This window comes from Mucilaginibacter sp. AK015 (assembly GCF_014200785.1).
In the GTDB taxonomy this organism is placed as follows: Bacteria; Bacteroidota; Bacteroidia; order Sphingobacteriales; family Sphingobacteriaceae; genus Mucilaginibacter.
In genome coordinates, this window is record NZ_JACHCV010000003.1 from 480411 (window position 1) to 496010 (window position 15600).

The window sequence follows — 15600 nt, forward strand, 5'->3', positions numbered from 1 at the left end:
TTTCAATTTAAACCAAGAAGGTCAGTTATTTGAACGGCCAGTAGGTCGATGATAAATATAACTACAGAGGATAGAACAACCGCTGAATTAGCTGAATTGCCTACACCACGTGTTCCCTTATTGCAAAAGTATCCTTTAAAGCAGCCGATAACCCCCACAGCGAAACCAAAAAAGAACGTTTTTATTACTGCAGGCAACAGGTCTCCGAAGCTCAAGCTGTTAAATATCTGATCAAAAAACAAGCGAAAACTTGTGACAGAACGAATGTTAACACCGATATAAGAACCCGTTAAAGAGATCGCATCACCAAGGACGGTAAGTATAGGCAGCATTAGTGTGCAAGCCAGCACCCTGGTGGCTACCAGGTACTTAAACGGGTTTGTACCACTAACTTCCATGGCATCTATCTGCTCGGTAACCTTCATCGAACCCAATTCTGCACCAATACTGCTGGCTATTTTACCCGCAAAGATCAGCGCGGTAATAACCGGCCCTATTTCCCGAACAATAGCGATACCCACCATGACTGGCAATTGCGACTCAACCCCATAATCAACCAGATTAGGCCGAAGCTGCATGGTTAGTACTAAACCCATAATAAAACCGGTGAGGCCAACCAATGGCAGAGACTGGTACCCTACGATAAAACACTGTGCTAAAAATTCGCGAAACTCATAGCGCGGTTTCAAGCCGCCGGCAAAAAAGCGGCCTATAAACCGCCCGATTGAGCCGGTTTGTTCTAAAAAAGAGGATATATCTTGACTAAATGCCATATGCGTGCTTTGATCATAAAATTAACGGAGCGTTGTGAGCTTGCCTATGACCGCCGGCAGCCCCAAAAGTGATCGGTGTCAGGCTTTAGCGAAGCGTTCAAAGTAAGCACGGTCCAGCGTTTCGCGGTGATCTGGATGAGCAAGGGCAATCAGGCACTTTGCCCGCTGTTTCAGGTTTTTTCCAAACAGATCAACGGCGCCGTATTCCGTCACCACCCAATGAATATGTCCGCGGGTGGTAACAACACCGGCACCTTCCTTCAAGCATGGTACAATACGGCTGATGCCTTTATTGGTTTGCGAGGGCAGCGCGATGATAGGCTTACCGCCTTCTGATAAAGCGGCACCCTGTATAAAATCCATCTGCCCCCCTATACCGGAATATTGGAAAGAACCGATTGAATCGGCGCAGACCTGGCCGGTGACATCAATTTCAATAGCACTGTTGATGGCTGTTACTTTCGGATTTTGCCGGATCACACTGGTATCGTTTACATAGCCGATATCCATCACGCCAACGGAGGGGTTGTCATGTACAAAGTCGTACAACTTTCGGGTACCCGACAGGAAGGCGGTTACAGATAAGCCTGCGTGAATCTTTTTATAACGGTTATTGATCACACCTTTTTCGATCAGGGGGATAACGCCGTCAGAAAACATTTCCGTGTGAAGACCAAGATCCCGATGGCCCGACAGGTTTTTCAATACCTGGTCGGGAATGCCGCCTATACCCAGTTGCAGGGTCGCGCCATCCTCAATAAGCCCGGCAATGTTTTTCCCTATCTTTTCGGTGACAGGATCCGCAGCGCTGGCATAATCCATTTCGGGTAGTTCAGCCTGGTGCCAAACCATGGCGTTAAGGCGACTCGTATGCACAAAGCCTTCACCATGCGTCCTTGGCATTAGCGGATTTACCTGCGCAATTACGTATTTAGCGGTTTCTACCGCGGCCAGTGCAATATCCACCGAAGTACCCAGCGAACAATAGCCGTGACTATCCGGCGGCGAAACCTGGATCAACGCCACATCGATCGGCATGATCCGTTTACGAAATAGCGCCGGGATCTGGCTCAGAAAGATAGGAACATAATCCCCATGTTCGCTATTCGCGACATTACGGGTGGTGGCAGATACAAATAGGGAATTGAAAAAGAAGCTGCCGCGGTGTTCCGGCCGGTCAAAATTAACCTGCCCAAGCGTGGTAATGCTTACCAACTCTACATCCTGTAAGTCGCGCCAGCGCTCCTGAAGCGCTGCAACAAGGTGAATTGGGGTTGCCGCGCTACCGTGAATGAAAACACGATTACCCGACTGCACGAGTTTAACAGCTTCGGCGGCAGGTATGTAGGCGATGTTTTTCATGTTTACATCCATTCCGCCGCAAAACGATTGAAATCCTGCCTGAGTGTTTTGAAAAATTGCTCTTCCTGTTCATAATCAGCCCCAATCTGATTCGCCGCGTCGACAGTAGCCTGCTGAACGAAATTTTCGGATTGCTGTAAATCTGCTGCCACCTGGTCCAGGTTCACATGGATACGATGTTTTAATTGGTCTGTCTGCTCGCGATGAATAATCAGCTGGTTCTGAAAATGCTCGACCTGCTCAGACACCTCGTGCCCCGTGTTATCACCGGCGATCTCTTCGAGCCTTTCCTGTAGAAAACGGATCTCTAATGCATAGAATTCCAGTCCGCGCAAACAAGCCTGATGCGCGAACGTCAAATGTTTGATGTTTGTCTTTTTCATCCTGCAAGTGTAAATGTTTAACATGCCTTAAAAAGTGACCCAACGCATTTTTGCCGCTGATACGCATCATTGGGTGGCCCACTTAAATATGGGTTCTTTGCTAATAAAAACGGAAGATGAACTTACCATATCCCCGCATAAAACTGGCCCGCCTGCCCTTATATTGGGTCTTAGCTTTTTTATTCCTGAGTAGCGCACCGGCGCTGGCCCTGCAGCCGGATCCCGGGCTTGCAAGCCAGATCCGATCGCAATTGCAAGCAAAAAATAAGTTAGCCTTGTATTTTCCACGGTCTGTTAAAAGGTTTTATGCGGCACGTAACTTTAAGCCCGTCTGGCTGATCAAAGAAACAGGAGAAACGGGCCACGCATGGCAAGCCATGCTATTGTTAGATTGCGTAGTTCAATACGGCCTGTCATACGGCGATTACCATCCGGATGAATTAAAATACGGCATATTACGTGACATTGCAGAGCAACCTGCTAAAATCAACCGCAAACAGCAGGCGCGCTTTGAGATCATGCTGACCGATGCGATGCTAACCCTGATGGTTCATCTGCACTACGGTAAACTAAACCCCGATTTACCGGCGGCAAAAATAGACGCGGCATATGGCGACCTGCGGGTGGAAACTGCCCTGGCGCAGGCATTAACTCAGCCGGATGTAACAGAAAAAATGCTGGCTGTTCAGCCGAGCGGTCAAGCTTATCAGGAAATGCAGAACTGGATGCACAAGTGGAAGGGTCAATACCTGGATGATTGTTATGAAGTGCCCGAGGCTGATGTCAGGAAGGTGGCCATTAATATGGAGCGTTTACGCTGGGCAGCGATCGGCCCAGGGCCATACTTGCAGGTCGACATCCCGTCATTTACTTTATCGTTATTCCTGCCCGACTCTGTTTATCGCTTTAAAATAGTAACCGGCAGCAGGGCCACGCCAACACCATTATTGAAAAGCCAACTGCTTGCCGTGAGCCTGGTGGCAGGCAACAGCAGGCCTTATCGCCAAAAACACGCAACCCCAAATCAGGAAGATAAAAAAAGGTCGCTTATAAACTTTGACTTTTCCGGCCGGGGTAATTTATTAATGGGCGAGATCAGTGAAAAAGCGTGGTTTCGGCAAGATATGCGCGCACTTAGTATAAGAAATGTAGGCGTTGATCAAGCGGAAAAGCTGGCAGCCATACTCTTACAGGCCGACAGGCAACCTGCTTTAGTCAACGCCCTCCGGCACAATCGCAAAGCAGGCCGGTTTATGAACGTTAAGCTGCACAAGCCAGTACCGCTAAAAATCACCTACCTAAGTTGTGGTTTTCAGGACGGACAGCTGATAACCTACCCTGATATCTATCAATTAGACAAAAAATTGGAGCAGGCCATTTACCATGAGCTACCAAAAAAGCTGCCCGTGAAGTGAAGGTTGGTCCGGGGGAAGAAAAATAAGTGATTCAAAAAGAAAAAAGTGATCCGGATCACTTTTTATCCTGAAATTAATTACATTTTGTATTCGTTACAATAACCATATTTGTGATTATAATCACGTTTATGGAAAATGCGGCACTGCTTAAAGCTATTATTGATAACGCCATTGATGGAATCATTACTATAGATGGTCGCGGTATCGTTGAATCAATCAACCCGTCCGCTTGTAAGATGTTCCTGTATGCGCCGGAAGAAGTGATTGGGAATAACGTTTCTATGCTTATGCCTTCACCTTACCACGAAGAGCACGACCACTACATCGCGCGTTACCAACAAACGCGGCAGGCACATATCATCGGCATCGGCCGCGAGGTAACAGGCCTCCGTAAAGACGGAACAACCTTTCCCTTTCGTTTAGCGGTAAGCGAAGTTCAATTTGCCGAACGCAAGATCTATACCGGATTTATTCATGACCTATCGCGGGAAAAAGAAGCAGAAGAACAGTTAAAAGATTATGCTGCACATCTGGAGGACCTGGTAGAAAGCCGCACCGCTTCCTTAAAAGATTCGGTAATGGCACTTGAGCGGGCCAAAGAAGAGGTTAGTTCATCCCTGGTTAAAGAAAAAGAGCTGGGTTTAATGAAAAGCCGGTTTGTATCCATGGCTTCTCACGAGTTTCGTACGCCGCTTAGTGCTGTTCAGTTGTCTGCTTCGCTGATCGAAAAATATGCCCAACCTTATGATAACGAAAATATCCGCAAGCATGTAGCCAAGATCAAAGGCTCCGTAGGCGTACTTACCGGTATTTTGAATGATTTCCTATCCCTCGAAAAGCTGGAGGCTGGTAAAGTTGATGCGGTGTGCAGCCCTTTTGATTTGGTTAAATTCGCAGAAGAAATCACTGATGAACTGCAATTGGTGGCTAAACAAAATCAACATATTATTTACCAGCATACCGGCACGGCTAACATGGCCAATCTGGACCAGACCTTGCTCAGGCATTGTATCACTAATCTCATCGGAAACGCCATAAAATATTCCGGAGAAAATACCTTCATAGAATTTAACACTGAGATTGGCCCGGACGAATGTGTGATCTCGATTAAAGATAATGGCATTGGCATCCCTGAAACCGACCAGAAGCATTTGTTCGAGGCATTCTTTCGCGCACATAATACCGGCAATATATCAGGCACCGGTTTAGGATTAAACATTGTAGCCCGTTATGCCGGCCTAATGAACGGCCGCATTGATTTTAAAAGCGAGGTAAATAAAGGCACCTCATTCACCATCACATTCAAGATTGTATGAAAAAGAAAGTACTCGTTATTGAAGATAATAATGACATTCGGGAAAATATTGTCGAGATCCTTCAGCTGGCGGGTTATGAGGTTAGCGCGGCGGATAACGGTAAAAGCGGGGTTGAACTTGCACAGCAGCATTTGCCGGACGTGATCCTGTGCGATATTATGATGCCGGAGCTGGATGGCTACGGCGTGCTCTACATGCTGAGCAAAAACCCTGCTACCGCGGCCATCCCTTTCATTTTTCTGACAGCAAAGGCCGAAAAAGTAGACCTTAGGAAAGGTATGGAAATGGGAGCTGACGACTACCTTACCAAGCCGTTTGATGATATGGACCTGCTGAATGCCATTGAAATGCGCTTAAAGAAAAAAGCCATCCAAAAAGAATTTTACAGCAACTCACTGGAGCGGTTACACACGCTGATTGGCCGGAACGAGGGATTGAATGAGTTGAAAAAGATCATCCAGGAACGTAAAAGCCGGCCATTCAAAAAAAACCAGGTGATCTATTACGAAGGCGACCGGGGCACTGGCATTTACCTGATTATAACCGGTAAGGTGAAAACCATACGCATGGCGGAGGATGGGCGCGAACTGATGACCGGTATATTCGGAAGCGATGAATATTTCGGAGTGAATGCCCAACTCTCAAATGAACCATACAGTGATACCGCTACAGCATTGGAAGACAGCACCGTATGCCTTATTCCTAAAGACCAACTGGAACACTTACTGTTTCGTTACCCGGAAGTGGCGCGGGAGTTTATCAAACTATTGGCAGATAATATCCGGGTAAAAGAAGATCAGTTGGTACAATTGGCTTACCACTCGGTAAGAAAACGTATGGCCGAAGCAGTGCTGCGGCTGCTTAAGCCGGCCCCTGGCGGCGAAAGCTTTAAAATAGCCCGCGAAGACCTCGCTGCGATGGCAGGCATGGCCACCGAGACGGTAAGCCGCACCCTGTCTGATTTTAAAGAAGAGGGCCTGATAGACAAGAAAGGCAGCACGATCACGGTATTAGACGCGAATAGGTTAGCTAAAATGAAAAACTGACAAAAGTCACCTTTCTCTCTGATCAAACTCACCGTTTGGCTTTGCCGGGTACCCTACTTTTGTGTAAAAACATAAGTGGATGAAAGTAATAGCGTATAGTATTACCGCTCCGGAAAAAGAGCATCTGGCGAAAGCAAATCAAAAGAAACATGATATTACTCTTATCGCAAATCCTTTAGGGATCGATACGGTCGCCTTCGCAGCCGGAAAAGATGCAGTAATCATATGGAATCACGGCGATGTATCAGCAACGATAATAGAACACCTGGCGGCATTGAATGTTCGCTTCATCATCACAAGATCGGTAGAAACCGGGCACATAGATAAAACAGTGGCCGCGAAATATGGCGTTAAAGTAGCTAACGTTTCTATCGGTTCCCTACAGGGAACCGCGGATCAACTTGTCCAAATATTAGACTTATACCAGCAAAGCAAATGCGTTGGCGATGCTTGTGCCTGCAACAAAAATTGCCGGGCCGCAAAAAATTTGAATATTACCTGATGGACCAATATCCTTACCTCGTGGCTAAATATAACATACCATCGCCACGTTATACCAGTTATCCAACGATGCCTTATTGGGATGTTCAAAGCTATACCGAGGCGGGATGGATAGAAACAGTAAAACTGGCTTTTGATGAAAGTAACGCAGCGTCTGGCATTAGTCTATACGTTCACCTGCCGTTTTGTGAAAACTTGTGTACCTATTGTGGTTGTAATACCCGTGTTACAAAAAACCACGGCGTTGAAGAACCATATATTAATGCGGTATTACAAGAGTGGGCAATGTACAAAGCGGTACTTAATGCTCAGCCCCTTATCCGGGAGATACACCTGGGCGGCGGAACGCCTACATTTTTTAGCCCTGAAAACTTAGATAAGTTACTCGGGGGATTGCTGAAAGGTACCATCAGGCATGAGGAAGCGGAGTTCAGTTTCGAGGCGCATCCTGCAAATACCCGCACAGACCACTTACAAATTTTATATAACCATGGCTTTCGGCGATTAAGCCTTGGCATCCAGGATTTTGATCCTAAGGTGCAGTTTATCATTAACCGGCACCAAACTGTTGAACAAGTATTCACAGTAACCCAGGAGGCGCGCCGGATCGGCTACACGTCTATTAACTATGACCTGATCTACGGCCTGCCATTACAAACCGTTGATGGCCTGACGGATACTATGAACATCGTTGCCGGACTAAAACCGGACCGTATTGCCTTTTACAGTTATGCACATGTGCCCTGGATAAAACCCGGTCAGCGCCGTTTCACCGAAGCGGACCTTCCGGCACCTGAATTAAAAAGTAAATTGCATGACATTGGCCGAAGCTTGCTTACACACTTTGGTTACCAGGAGATTGGTATGGACCATTTTGCCTTGCCAGGCGATGAGTTGCTAGTGGCGGCCAGGGAGGGCGCCTTACACCGAAATTTTATGGGATACACACATCAGCACACCCAACTACTAATCGGTTTGGGGGTATCTTCGATAAGCGATTCCTGGCACGGTTTTGCCCAAAACGTAAAAACGGTTGAAGAGTATCTGTCCAAAACCGCAGCAGGAGAATTTCCATTGTTAAAAGGCCATCTACTTTCTGAAGAAGACCTGTTGCTACGGCAGCTGATCCTGGATATCATGTGCAAAGGCGAAGCCCGCTGGGGAGCGCTGGAGGAATTGCCTGCAATAAGGCACGCACAAGAGCGTCTACGCGGATTAGCCGAGGATGGCCTGGTAAAACTAACGCCTGATGGCCTGCGGGTTACCAGCTTGGGCAACCGTTTTTTACGCAACATCTGTATGTGTATGGATGCGAAATTATGGGCAGCTCAACCCACTACGCAACTATTCAGCATGGCCGTTTAAAAATCGGCGGCACAAAATACTTTCGGCCGAACACCTATACCATCCATTAATGGCTCGGTTTTGGCAAGCCCCGTTGCGAGAAAGCCGGCATAGCCGGCTAACTGATTAAATAACTTTTACGCAAAGGCCGGTTTACGGCCGGGATATTTCTAATACCACCCGACCATCTATCTGGCCGTTTTTCATTTTCGCGAAAACATCATTGATGTCTTCCAGTTTGGCTGCATGCACCGTTGCCTTTACTTTGCCTTCTACGGCAAACGCTATAGCTTCCTGCATATCTTTGCGGGTACCCACAATAGATCCCCTAACCGTGTAACGGTTCAGCACCGTATCAAAAATAGATAAGTCGAAAGTGCCTTTTGGTAAACCGTTCAAAGCGATGGTACCTTTACGGCGAAGGGCGGAAATTCCTTGCTCAAAGGCGATAGGAGAAACCGCTGTGACCAGCACCCCATGCATACCGCCAACAGCTTTTTGCAAATAGGTCCCGGGGTCTTCTTTTGAGGCATTTACAACCAAGTCGGCACCTAAGTTTTTAGCCAGTGCCAGTTTATCATCTGCAATATCTATGGCTGCCACGTGCATGCCCATTGCCTTAGCGTATTGAACCGCCAGGTGACCCAGACCGCCTGCACCCGAAACAGCTACCCATTCTCCCGGTTTTACCTCGGTTTCTTTCAGTCCCTTATACACGGTGACACCCGCACAAATGATCGGGGCCATTTCGGTAAAATTAATCCCTTTCGGGAAATGCGCCACATATCGCGGGTCTGCCAAAACATATTCGGCAAAACCACCATCTACGCTATACCCACCATTTAACTGGGTTCCGCACAGTGTTTCCCAGCCGGTGACACAAAATTCGCAGCAACCGCAGGCACTATGCAGCCAGGGTACACCAACAATATCCCCTTCTTTAACATTTTTCACCTCCGAACCCAGTGCCACCACATAACCAATGGCCTCGTGGCCTGGAATTAGCGGTAGCCTGGGCTTTACCGGCCAATCGCCATTGCACGCATGGAGGTCGGTATGGCAAACGCCGCAGGCAACTACCTTCACCAGTATCTGGTTAGCGTGTGGTGTTTTTACCGGAACGGTCTCGATCTGCAGCGGTGCGCCGAATTTACGGATCACGGCTGCTTTCATATTTTGTGGTAACATAATGTTTCAGTTTAAAATTCAGATCATAAAAATCAGGATCATTAGCAAGTGCGTTGCAATGCTGACAGTGAATATCCAAAGGAGCGCTTTGATGCCCGCACCGCCCATTCCGGCAATAATGTTGGCGAAGAAGAGGGCCAGGGTAACGGCCAGCACCCCTACCGGCGCGTTAGTGTAATAGATCAATATAGCGGGAACTGGTAAGATCAATACCCCCTGAAAAAGTAAGGATATGAGAAACCAAAGCATGATCCTGTCGGATTGGCTTTCCATGAAAACGTTCCATTTTCTGAGTAAATTGTTTGTGTGAACAGGGGTTGCGGCTTTAGCTTCCCAATTCGCATTTGATGTTATTGTTGCCATTTTAATTTGTTTATGATACAAATATCCTAAAGCAGAAGCAGGTCAGTCATGACGTTAGGCTCAGAGACAAGTGATGCTTGTCACACTTGCTCAGCCGCTAATACCGAAACATGTTAATGGCAAATGGCTACCCCTTGTTGCTGCCTGGCGGGGCTCAGATACGGTATATTTAGGCTAAGTCCCCTCAACAGGAACCAGCAGCCCAGGCAAATCATCAGGTAAGGCATCCCCTTGTTGATACGTCGGCGAAAAACCGGCCCGACATAGCCGGAGCCAACGGTGGCTATAAGCATAAGGGGAAAAGTACCGGCACCAAACCAAAACATATATTGGGCTGAAGCAGCCGCAGAAGAGGTATTTACTGCGCCTGCCAGTGCCAGGTAAACAAAGCCACACGGTAAAAAACCATTCAGCACACCCACCAAGAAATGGCCCCATTGATGGTTAAGGGCATAGCTGATCATCCGCCGGATAGGCGCCACCGAAATGGGCATATACCGGCTTTGGGTGAACCGGGCCTTGAACAAACGTGAAAAGCCTGCCACGACGATGAGTAAGCCGCTAATGATGCTTACAGCTTGCTGCAACCCTGCCAGCCATAACTGTTCACCAAGCAAACCGATCAGATACCCCAGTAGCGTATAACTAACTACGCGGCCTGCATTATAGATCAACTTATCGGCAATAACCAGCCACCATTTGTTATGCAAACCCGTAACAGCAAAAGCCAGCGGGCCACACATGCCAATACAGTGTACGCTGCCGAAAAGGCCTATGTAAAAAGCAATCTGGTTGGCCGACATCATAAGTAAAGTTGCTGCTGATATAAATAACTCTTCGATCCGCTTTGCCATTCCAATAACAGGTGCCAGCGCCCTTTTGGCAGCTTAGCGACGAGGAATCCGTTTGTAATTTCCTCGCCGTTTGCTATCGCGAAGGTTTTGTCTTGTGCGGCACTGGAGGGCCTGATAAATTTTGCAGTGCCTTTGGCCGGGCCATTAAAAGCTATCCTAACTGTTGTGCCTGTAACGGTAACTGTTGGTTCAGCATGGTCGGCCATTACCTGTCGCTCTTTGGCAATATCCGCATTAAAACTTAAACCTTTTTCATAGTACTGATGATCATACTCGTCAGCCGGAACGCGGAACATATAAAAACACATGCTCAGAATGAAGAGCATGAAAACAGCCATGCCGGTAATTAATCCTTTTCCCCAATTCATATCATTAATCGTTTACAGGCCCCACAAAGGTGGTGCTAATAGTTTGTTTTAATTGCTTGCCTGTATAGAGCTGCAGCTTAACATCAGTTTTCGCCGTATGCAAATGAGCAGCCGGGATCTCGACAAAGAACATGGTCTTTGCCATGCCGCCTTTCATGACTTGTCCCGGTGCCTGAATGTATTTGACCTTGACGGCCGGATCGTCTGAAAGGATAGTGATTACCCGGTTTTCGTTACTTTTATTGATGATCTCGGCGTTATAGATATTACTGATGTAGCCGCCGGGTTGCTCCTGGTAAAGCGTACCTGCACTCCGCATCACGGTCATGTCCATATCGCCGCGGCTGAATATAAAGTAGCACAAAACGCCGAGCATGATCGTAATTACCGTGGCGTAACCCTTCATCCGGAGCGTGAAAGAAGGTTTCTCCTTTATCCGGATCATGTTTTCTGAATAAAAGCCGATGAGGCTTTTTGGCTTGCCTATCTTGCCCATAACCTCATCGCACACATCAATACAAGCGGTACAGTTCACACACTCCAGCTGCGTACCTTTTCTGATGTCGATTCCCGTAGGGCAAACCGCTACACATAACCCGCAATCCACACAATCCCCTTTCAAATTAAGCGGGTTGGCATTGCTCTGTAATTTTCCCCGTGGCTCCCCACGAACGTCGTTATAAGCCACCACCAGGGTATGCTCATCAATAAGTACACTTTGCAAGCGTCCGTAAGGGCAGATTACCGTGCATACGATCTCTCTTACCCGGCTGTACACCAGGTAAAACACGATGGTGAACACCCAAATGCTGCCAAAGCCAACTGTGTGGGCGGCCACCGGTTCCGTCACGATCTTTAAAAGATTTTCGCTCCCGATAAGGTAAGCCAGAAAAGTATTGGCTATTAAAAATGACACCAGGATAAACACCGCATGCTTGGCTGTTTTTTTGGCTATCTTGATTTTAGTCCAGGGGCCTGCATCAAGTTTTTTCCGGCGATGGGCATCGCCTTCTATCCATTCTTCGATCTTCCGGAAAACCATCTCCATAAAGATCGTCTGCGGACATATCCATCCGCAAAAAATGCGCCCAAAGGCAATGGTAAACAGAACAATGCAAACCAAAAATACCAGCGACGCCAGCATGAAGAGGAAAATATCCTGGGGCCAGAACACCTGTCCCAGGATGACGAAGTGCCGCTCCATAAAATTCAGGAGCAGGAAGGGTTGCCCGCCGATACGAATAAACGGACCTGCAAAAAAAACGATGAGGTACACATAGCTGATAACCGAACGCCATTTATAATATACGCCTTTACGAATAAGCGGATAAATCCATTTCCGTTCACCTGATTCCTTCACCGCTGTCAGTCCGTTCATCATTGTTAATTTAATGCCAGTTTGCCGGCTTCATCCGCCTCTTTTTCACCCTGTGGCGCTTTAGGATTTGCCGGATTACTACCTTTTAAAGACTTGATATAATTGGCCACATCAGCTATCTGCTTGGGCGACAATTGTTTTTCCCACGATGGCATACCTTTGGCCGAAACGCCGTATTTTATGGTTTTAAAAATATCATTGATCTTTCCGCCGTGCAGCCAGTAATCATCAGTTAAATTAGGGCCAACATTTCCTTGTGCGTCGTCGCCATGGCAAGGCGCGCAGGTTTGTTTGAAGATAGCCTTGCCGGAAGCCAGTACCGCCGGGTCGTGAACCAGTTTTACAGTGTTTTCATCCACACGGTTAGCCGCCTTGCTTAAATATATTTTTTTGGCAACCTCGGCCTGTGCTACCTCATTTTTATATTCGTCGTATTGTAACTGTCCTACGCCAAATACGTGGTAGATCAGCATATAGCAAAATGCAAAAACAATGGTCACGTAAAATAACCACATGAACCATGCGGGTGTGGGGTTGTTGAGTTCCTGGATACCGTCATATTCATGAGCGATAAGTAAGCTTTTCTCTTCTGACATCGGCTTTAGTGACAGTAGCTTCAGGAGTTTTTTGTTATCACCTGAACTTGGGGCAGGCTTTTCCTTTTTGGCAGGCTGTTCCAGTTCTTTGATCTCGGCATTGCTGTAGCCCTGAAGGCGCAATACAACCTTTGTTATTACCTTAAATGTTCGGAGTAATATCAGAAAAACACCCACAAATAACAGCAGCATAGCAATGATAGCACCAAAGCCGATATAATTTTTTACCTCATCGCTTAGTAAACTATCATTCTGAGCGCCTGCAGTTTGTGCAAATGATAAAATAGCAGGTATAACTAATAACTTTTTCATGATTGGTGAAGGTTTGAGGGTTGAATTTCATCGCCGTCGTGCAATGGAAGGTCACTCATGTGTTGGATATGCGCTTTTCGCATACGTATCAGCAATACAGTTACTAGGATGAAAAAAACCAGGAAAATGCCTAATGAAGAAAGCAAATAAACCTGATGACCAGAGACATTTTCGGTGAATTGTTTAAACATGACGTTATTTATTTTTTTTCGGTTTTACTGACTTTAATATCGGTGCCCAGCCTTTGCAGGTACGCGATGATCGCAATGATTTCTTTATCTTTTTTAACTTTAATATGGTCGGTATTTAAATTATCAGCGATCTCCTTCGCCTGCTTTTCCAGATCTGCGTTGGCTACCTTTTCATAACCCTTCGGGTACGGTACCCCTAAGGTTTGCATTGCGCGTATCTTAGCGGCTGTTGTTGCTGTATCCAGCTTTTGGGTAAGTAGCCAACCGTATTCGGGCATGATACTGCCGGGCGACATCAATCGCGGATCCATCAGGTGATTATAGTGCCAAGCATCACCATACTTGCCGCCTTCGCGGGCCAGGTCTGGTCCGGTCCGTTTGGAGCCCCAAAGGAAAGGGTGGTCGTAAACAAATTCGCCTGCTTTGCTATATTCGCCATAGCGTTCCGTTTCAGACCGGAACGGTCTAACGGTTTGCGAATGGCAGCTAGAGCACCCTTCCCTGATGTAAATGTCACGCCCCTGCAATTCAAGCGGCGTATATGGTTTTACGCTTGCGATCGTGGGTATGTTAGATGATATGGTTAGGGTTGGCATTAGCTCGATCACCGAACCGATTAAGATCACAATTAGCGACAAGATCATAAACTGTATGGGCCTGCGCTCAAGTCGACGGTGCCAGGCTGTTTCTTGGGCAACGCTATGTGCCGGCTCCAGCGGCATTGCCTGGGCGGCTTCGTTAGCCACCAGGCTACCCTGTTTCGCGGTCTTGATCAGGTTATAGGCCATTACAATTACCCCCAGCAGGTAAATGCCCCCGCCTATCGATCTCATCACATGCATGGGGATGATCCTTAAGGTGGTTTCTAAAAAGTTGGGGTACTTTAACATCCCTTCCGCCGTGAACTCTTTGAGCATCAGGCTTTGGGTAAATCCGGCCCAATACATTGGCACTGCGTAAAAAATGATGCCTAACGTGCCTATCCAAAAGTGAAACGAGGCCAGCTTTTTCGAGTATAGCTCTGTTTTATAAATGCGCGGTATTAGCCAGTAAAGTATGGCAAAAGTAAGGAAGCCGTTCCAGCCAAGAGCGCCTACGTGCACATGAGCTACTATCCAATCGCTGAAGTGGGCAATACTGTTGATCTGTTTCAACGACAGCATCGGCCCTTCAAAGGTTGCCATACCATAAGCGGTTAGGCCAACTACCATAAATTTCAGGATCACGTCATCGCGCACTTTGTCCCAGGCGCCGCGCAAGGTTAGCAGGCCATTGATCATACCGCCCCAACTAGGCGCTATCAGCATTATTGAAAAAACGACGCCTAATGATTGCGCCCAACCCGGCAGGGTGGTGTATAATAAATGGTGTGGCCCTGCCCAGATGTAAATAAAGATCAGTGCCCAAAAGTGCAGGATACTCAACTTATAGGAATATATCGGACGGTTGGCCATTTTAGGCAGGAAGTAATACATCATGCCTAAATAAGGCGTAGTGAGAAAAAATGCAACTGCATTGTGCCCATACCACCATTGTACAAGGGCATCCTGTACGCCGGCATAGACCATGTAACTTTTAAATGCAGAAACAGGTAACTCAAACGAATTGACAATGTGTAACACCGCTATGGTAACAAACGTGGCGATATAGAACCAGATCGCTACATATAAATGACGTTCCCGGCGTTTAATGATCGTTCCGAACATATTCCAGCCGAATACTACCCAAATAATAGTGATGGCAATATCTATCGGCCATTCAAGCTCGGCGTATTCATGAGAGGTGGTCAAGCCCAAAGGCAAGGTAATAACTGCCGACAGGATAATGAGCTGCCAGCCCCAGAAATGGATGTTGCTAAGCAAGTCGCTGAACATACGCGCTTTAAGCAGCCGCTGTAAAGAATAATAAACACCCATAAATATTGCATTACCCACAAATGCGAAGATCACAGCGTTGGTATGCAATGGGCGGATACGCCCAAAGGTGGTAAACTGGTTGTGCAGGTTTGCACCTGGCTGATACAATTGGATGGCCGCGATAAGGCCAACGGTCATTCCGATGATGCCCCAAACTACGGTAGCGATACCGAAATTGCGGACGATCTTGTTGTCGTAGTAAAATTTCTCAGGCTGCATAAAAATGTATTACGTTTAATGGGTGTAAAACTAAGCTGCTAAAAAAGGTTGCCGAATGATGTTGATCGACGTAGT

At 47.1% G+C, this 15600-nt stretch carries 15 protein-coding genes; 5 read left to right on the plus strand and 10 right to left on the minus strand.

Annotated elements, in window-relative coordinates:
• Positions 1-2 precede the first annotated feature (2 nt).
• From HDC91_RS14415 to HDC91_RS14425, 3 genes are all read right to left on the minus strand, one after another.
• Entirely contained in the window at positions 3-773 is a 771-nt protein-coding gene (locus HDC91_RS14415) for an ABC transporter permease (RefSeq protein ID WP_162430419.1), read from the minus strand.
• Between the two features lie 78 nt (positions 774-851).
• Positions 852-2135: an acetyl-CoA hydrolase/transferase family protein gene (locus tag HDC91_RS14420; RefSeq protein WP_183553346.1), complete on the minus strand. Its 1284-nt coding sequence runs from the start codon at positions 2133-2135 to the stop codon at positions 852-854.
• 2 nt (positions 2136-2137) lie between these two features.
• Complete coding sequence (locus HDC91_RS14425) at positions 2138-2518, minus strand: hypothetical protein (protein ID WP_183553348.1); 381 nt, start codon at positions 2516-2518, stop codon at positions 2138-2140.
• 116 nt (positions 2519-2634) lie between these two features.
• On the opposite strand from HDC91_RS14425, the gene HDC91_RS14430 reads away from it, so the two are divergent.
• From HDC91_RS14430 to hemN, 5 genes are all read left to right on the plus strand, one after another.
• The gene (locus HDC91_RS14430; RefSeq protein ID WP_183553350.1) at positions 2635-3933 is read left to right on the plus strand and encodes a hypothetical protein; all 1299 of its coding nucleotides are present in this window, start codon (positions 2635-2637) and stop codon (positions 3931-3933) included.
• Positions 3934-4061: 128 nt separating this feature from the next.
• Positions 4062-5249 carry a PAS domain-containing sensor histidine kinase gene (locus HDC91_RS14435; protein WP_183553352.1) on the plus strand — a complete coding sequence of 396 codons (1188 nt, stop codon included), beginning with the start codon at positions 4062-4064 and terminating at the stop codon, positions 5247-5249.
• On the plus strand, positions 5246-6295 hold the full coding sequence (locus tag HDC91_RS14440; protein WP_183553354.1) for a response regulator: 1050 nt from the start codon (positions 5246-5248) through the stop codon (positions 6293-6295). The genes HDC91_RS14435 and HDC91_RS14440 overlap by 4 nt, the downstream gene beginning before the upstream one ends.
• A 79-nt stretch (positions 6296-6374) precedes the next feature.
• Entirely contained in the window at positions 6375-6797 is a 423-nt protein-coding gene (locus HDC91_RS14445) for a lactate dehydrogenase (protein ID WP_183553356.1), read from the plus strand.
• The gene (gene hemN, locus HDC91_RS14450) at positions 6797-8161 is read left to right on the plus strand and encodes an oxygen-independent coproporphyrinogen III oxidase (protein WP_183553358.1); all 1365 of its coding nucleotides are present in this window, start codon (positions 6797-6799) and stop codon (positions 8159-8161) included. Before HDC91_RS14445 ends, hemN begins: the two co-directional genes overlap by 1 nt.
• Positions 8162-8293: 132 nt before the next feature.
• On the opposite strand, the gene adhP is transcribed toward hemN, so the two are convergent.
• The 7 genes from adhP to ccoN form a co-directional block, all read right to left on the minus strand.
• Complete coding sequence (gene adhP, locus HDC91_RS14455; RefSeq protein WP_183553360.1) at positions 8294-9328, minus strand: alcohol dehydrogenase AdhP; 1035 nt, start codon at positions 9326-9328, stop codon at positions 8294-8296.
• An 18-nt stretch (positions 9329-9346) separates the two neighbouring features.
• Positions 9347-9691 carry a hypothetical protein gene (locus HDC91_RS14460; protein ID WP_183553362.1) on the minus strand — a complete coding sequence of 115 codons (345 nt, stop codon included), beginning with the start codon at positions 9689-9691 and terminating at the stop codon, positions 9347-9349.
• 113 nt (positions 9692-9804) lie between these two features.
• Positions 9805-10545, minus strand: coding sequence for a sulfite exporter TauE/SafE family protein (locus HDC91_RS14465; RefSeq protein ID WP_255476732.1), 741 nt, complete (start codon positions 10543-10545; stop codon positions 9805-9807).
• A complete protein-coding gene (locus tag HDC91_RS14470) occupies positions 10494-10913 on the minus strand; it encodes a FixH family protein (protein ID WP_183553364.1) in 420 nt (139 codons plus the stop codon). Before HDC91_RS14470 ends, HDC91_RS14465 begins: the two co-directional genes overlap by 52 nt.
• Before the next feature lie 4 nt (positions 10914-10917).
• Positions 10918-12294 carry a cytochrome c oxidase accessory protein CcoG gene (gene ccoG / locus HDC91_RS14475; RefSeq protein WP_255476733.1) on the minus strand — a complete coding sequence of 459 codons (1377 nt, stop codon included), beginning with the start codon at positions 12292-12294 and terminating at the stop codon, positions 10918-10920.
• A 2-nt stretch (positions 12295-12296) separates the two neighbouring features.
• Positions 12297-13199: a cbb3-type cytochrome c oxidase N-terminal domain-containing protein gene (locus HDC91_RS20110; protein WP_183553366.1), complete on the minus strand. Its 903-nt coding sequence runs from the start codon at positions 13197-13199 to the stop codon at positions 12297-12299.
• 199 nt (positions 13200-13398) lie between these two features.
• Positions 13399-15525: a cytochrome-c oxidase, cbb3-type subunit I gene (gene ccoN, locus HDC91_RS14485; protein ID WP_183553368.1), complete on the minus strand. Its 2127-nt coding sequence runs from the start codon at positions 15523-15525 to the stop codon at positions 13399-13401.
• Between the last annotated feature and the right edge of the window lie 75 nt (positions 15526-15600).

Coding starts and splice junctions, on each gene's coding strand:
- HDC91_RS20110 (WP_183553366.1), bottom strand. CDS start 13,199: ATGAAAAAGTTATTAGTTATACCTGCTATTTTATCATTTGCACAAACT.
- hemN (WP_183553358.1), top strand. CDS start 6,797: ATGGACCAATATCCTTACCTCGTGGCTAAATATAACATACCATCGCCA.
- HDC91_RS14415 (WP_162430419.1), bottom strand. CDS start 773: ATGGCATTTAGTCAAGATATATCCTCTTTTTTAGAACAAACCGGCTCA.
- HDC91_RS14440 (WP_183553354.1), top strand. CDS start 5,246: ATGAAAAAGAAAGTACTCGTTATTGAAGATAATAATGACATTCGGGAA.
- ccoN (WP_183553368.1), bottom strand. CDS start 15,525: ATGCAGCCTGAGAAATTTTACTACGACAACAAGATCGTCCGCAATTTC.
- HDC91_RS14470 (WP_183553364.1), bottom strand. CDS start 10,913: ATGAATTGGGGAAAAGGATTAATTACCGGCATGGCTGTTTTCATGCTC.
- HDC91_RS14420 (WP_183553346.1), bottom strand. CDS start 2,135: ATGAAAAACATCGCCTACATACCTGCCGCCGAAGCTGTTAAACTCGTG.
- HDC91_RS14445 (WP_183553356.1), top strand. CDS start 6,375: ATGAAAGTAATAGCGTATAGTATTACCGCTCCGGAAAAAGAGCATCTG.
- HDC91_RS14460 (WP_183553362.1), bottom strand. CDS start 9,691: ATGGCAACAATAACATCAAATGCGAATTGGGAAGCTAAAGCCGCAACC.
- HDC91_RS14425 (WP_183553348.1), bottom strand. CDS start 2,518: ATGAAAAAGACAAACATCAAACATTTGACGTTCGCGCATCAGGCTTGT.
- HDC91_RS14465 (WP_255476732.1), bottom strand. CDS start 10,545: ATGGCAAAGCGGATCGAAGAGTTATTTATATCAGCAGCAACTTTACTT.
- adhP (WP_183553360.1), bottom strand. CDS start 9,328: ATGTTACCACAAAATATGAAAGCAGCCGTGATCCGTAAATTCGGCGCA.
- HDC91_RS14430 (WP_183553350.1), top strand. CDS start 2,635: ATGAACTTACCATATCCCCGCATAAAACTGGCCCGCCTGCCCTTATAT.
- ccoG (WP_255476733.1), bottom strand. CDS start 12,294: ATGATGAACGGACTGACAGCGGTGAAGGAATCAGGTGAACGGAAATGG.
- HDC91_RS14435 (WP_183553352.1), top strand. CDS start 4,062: ATGGAAAATGCGGCACTGCTTAAAGCTATTATTGATAACGCCATTGAT.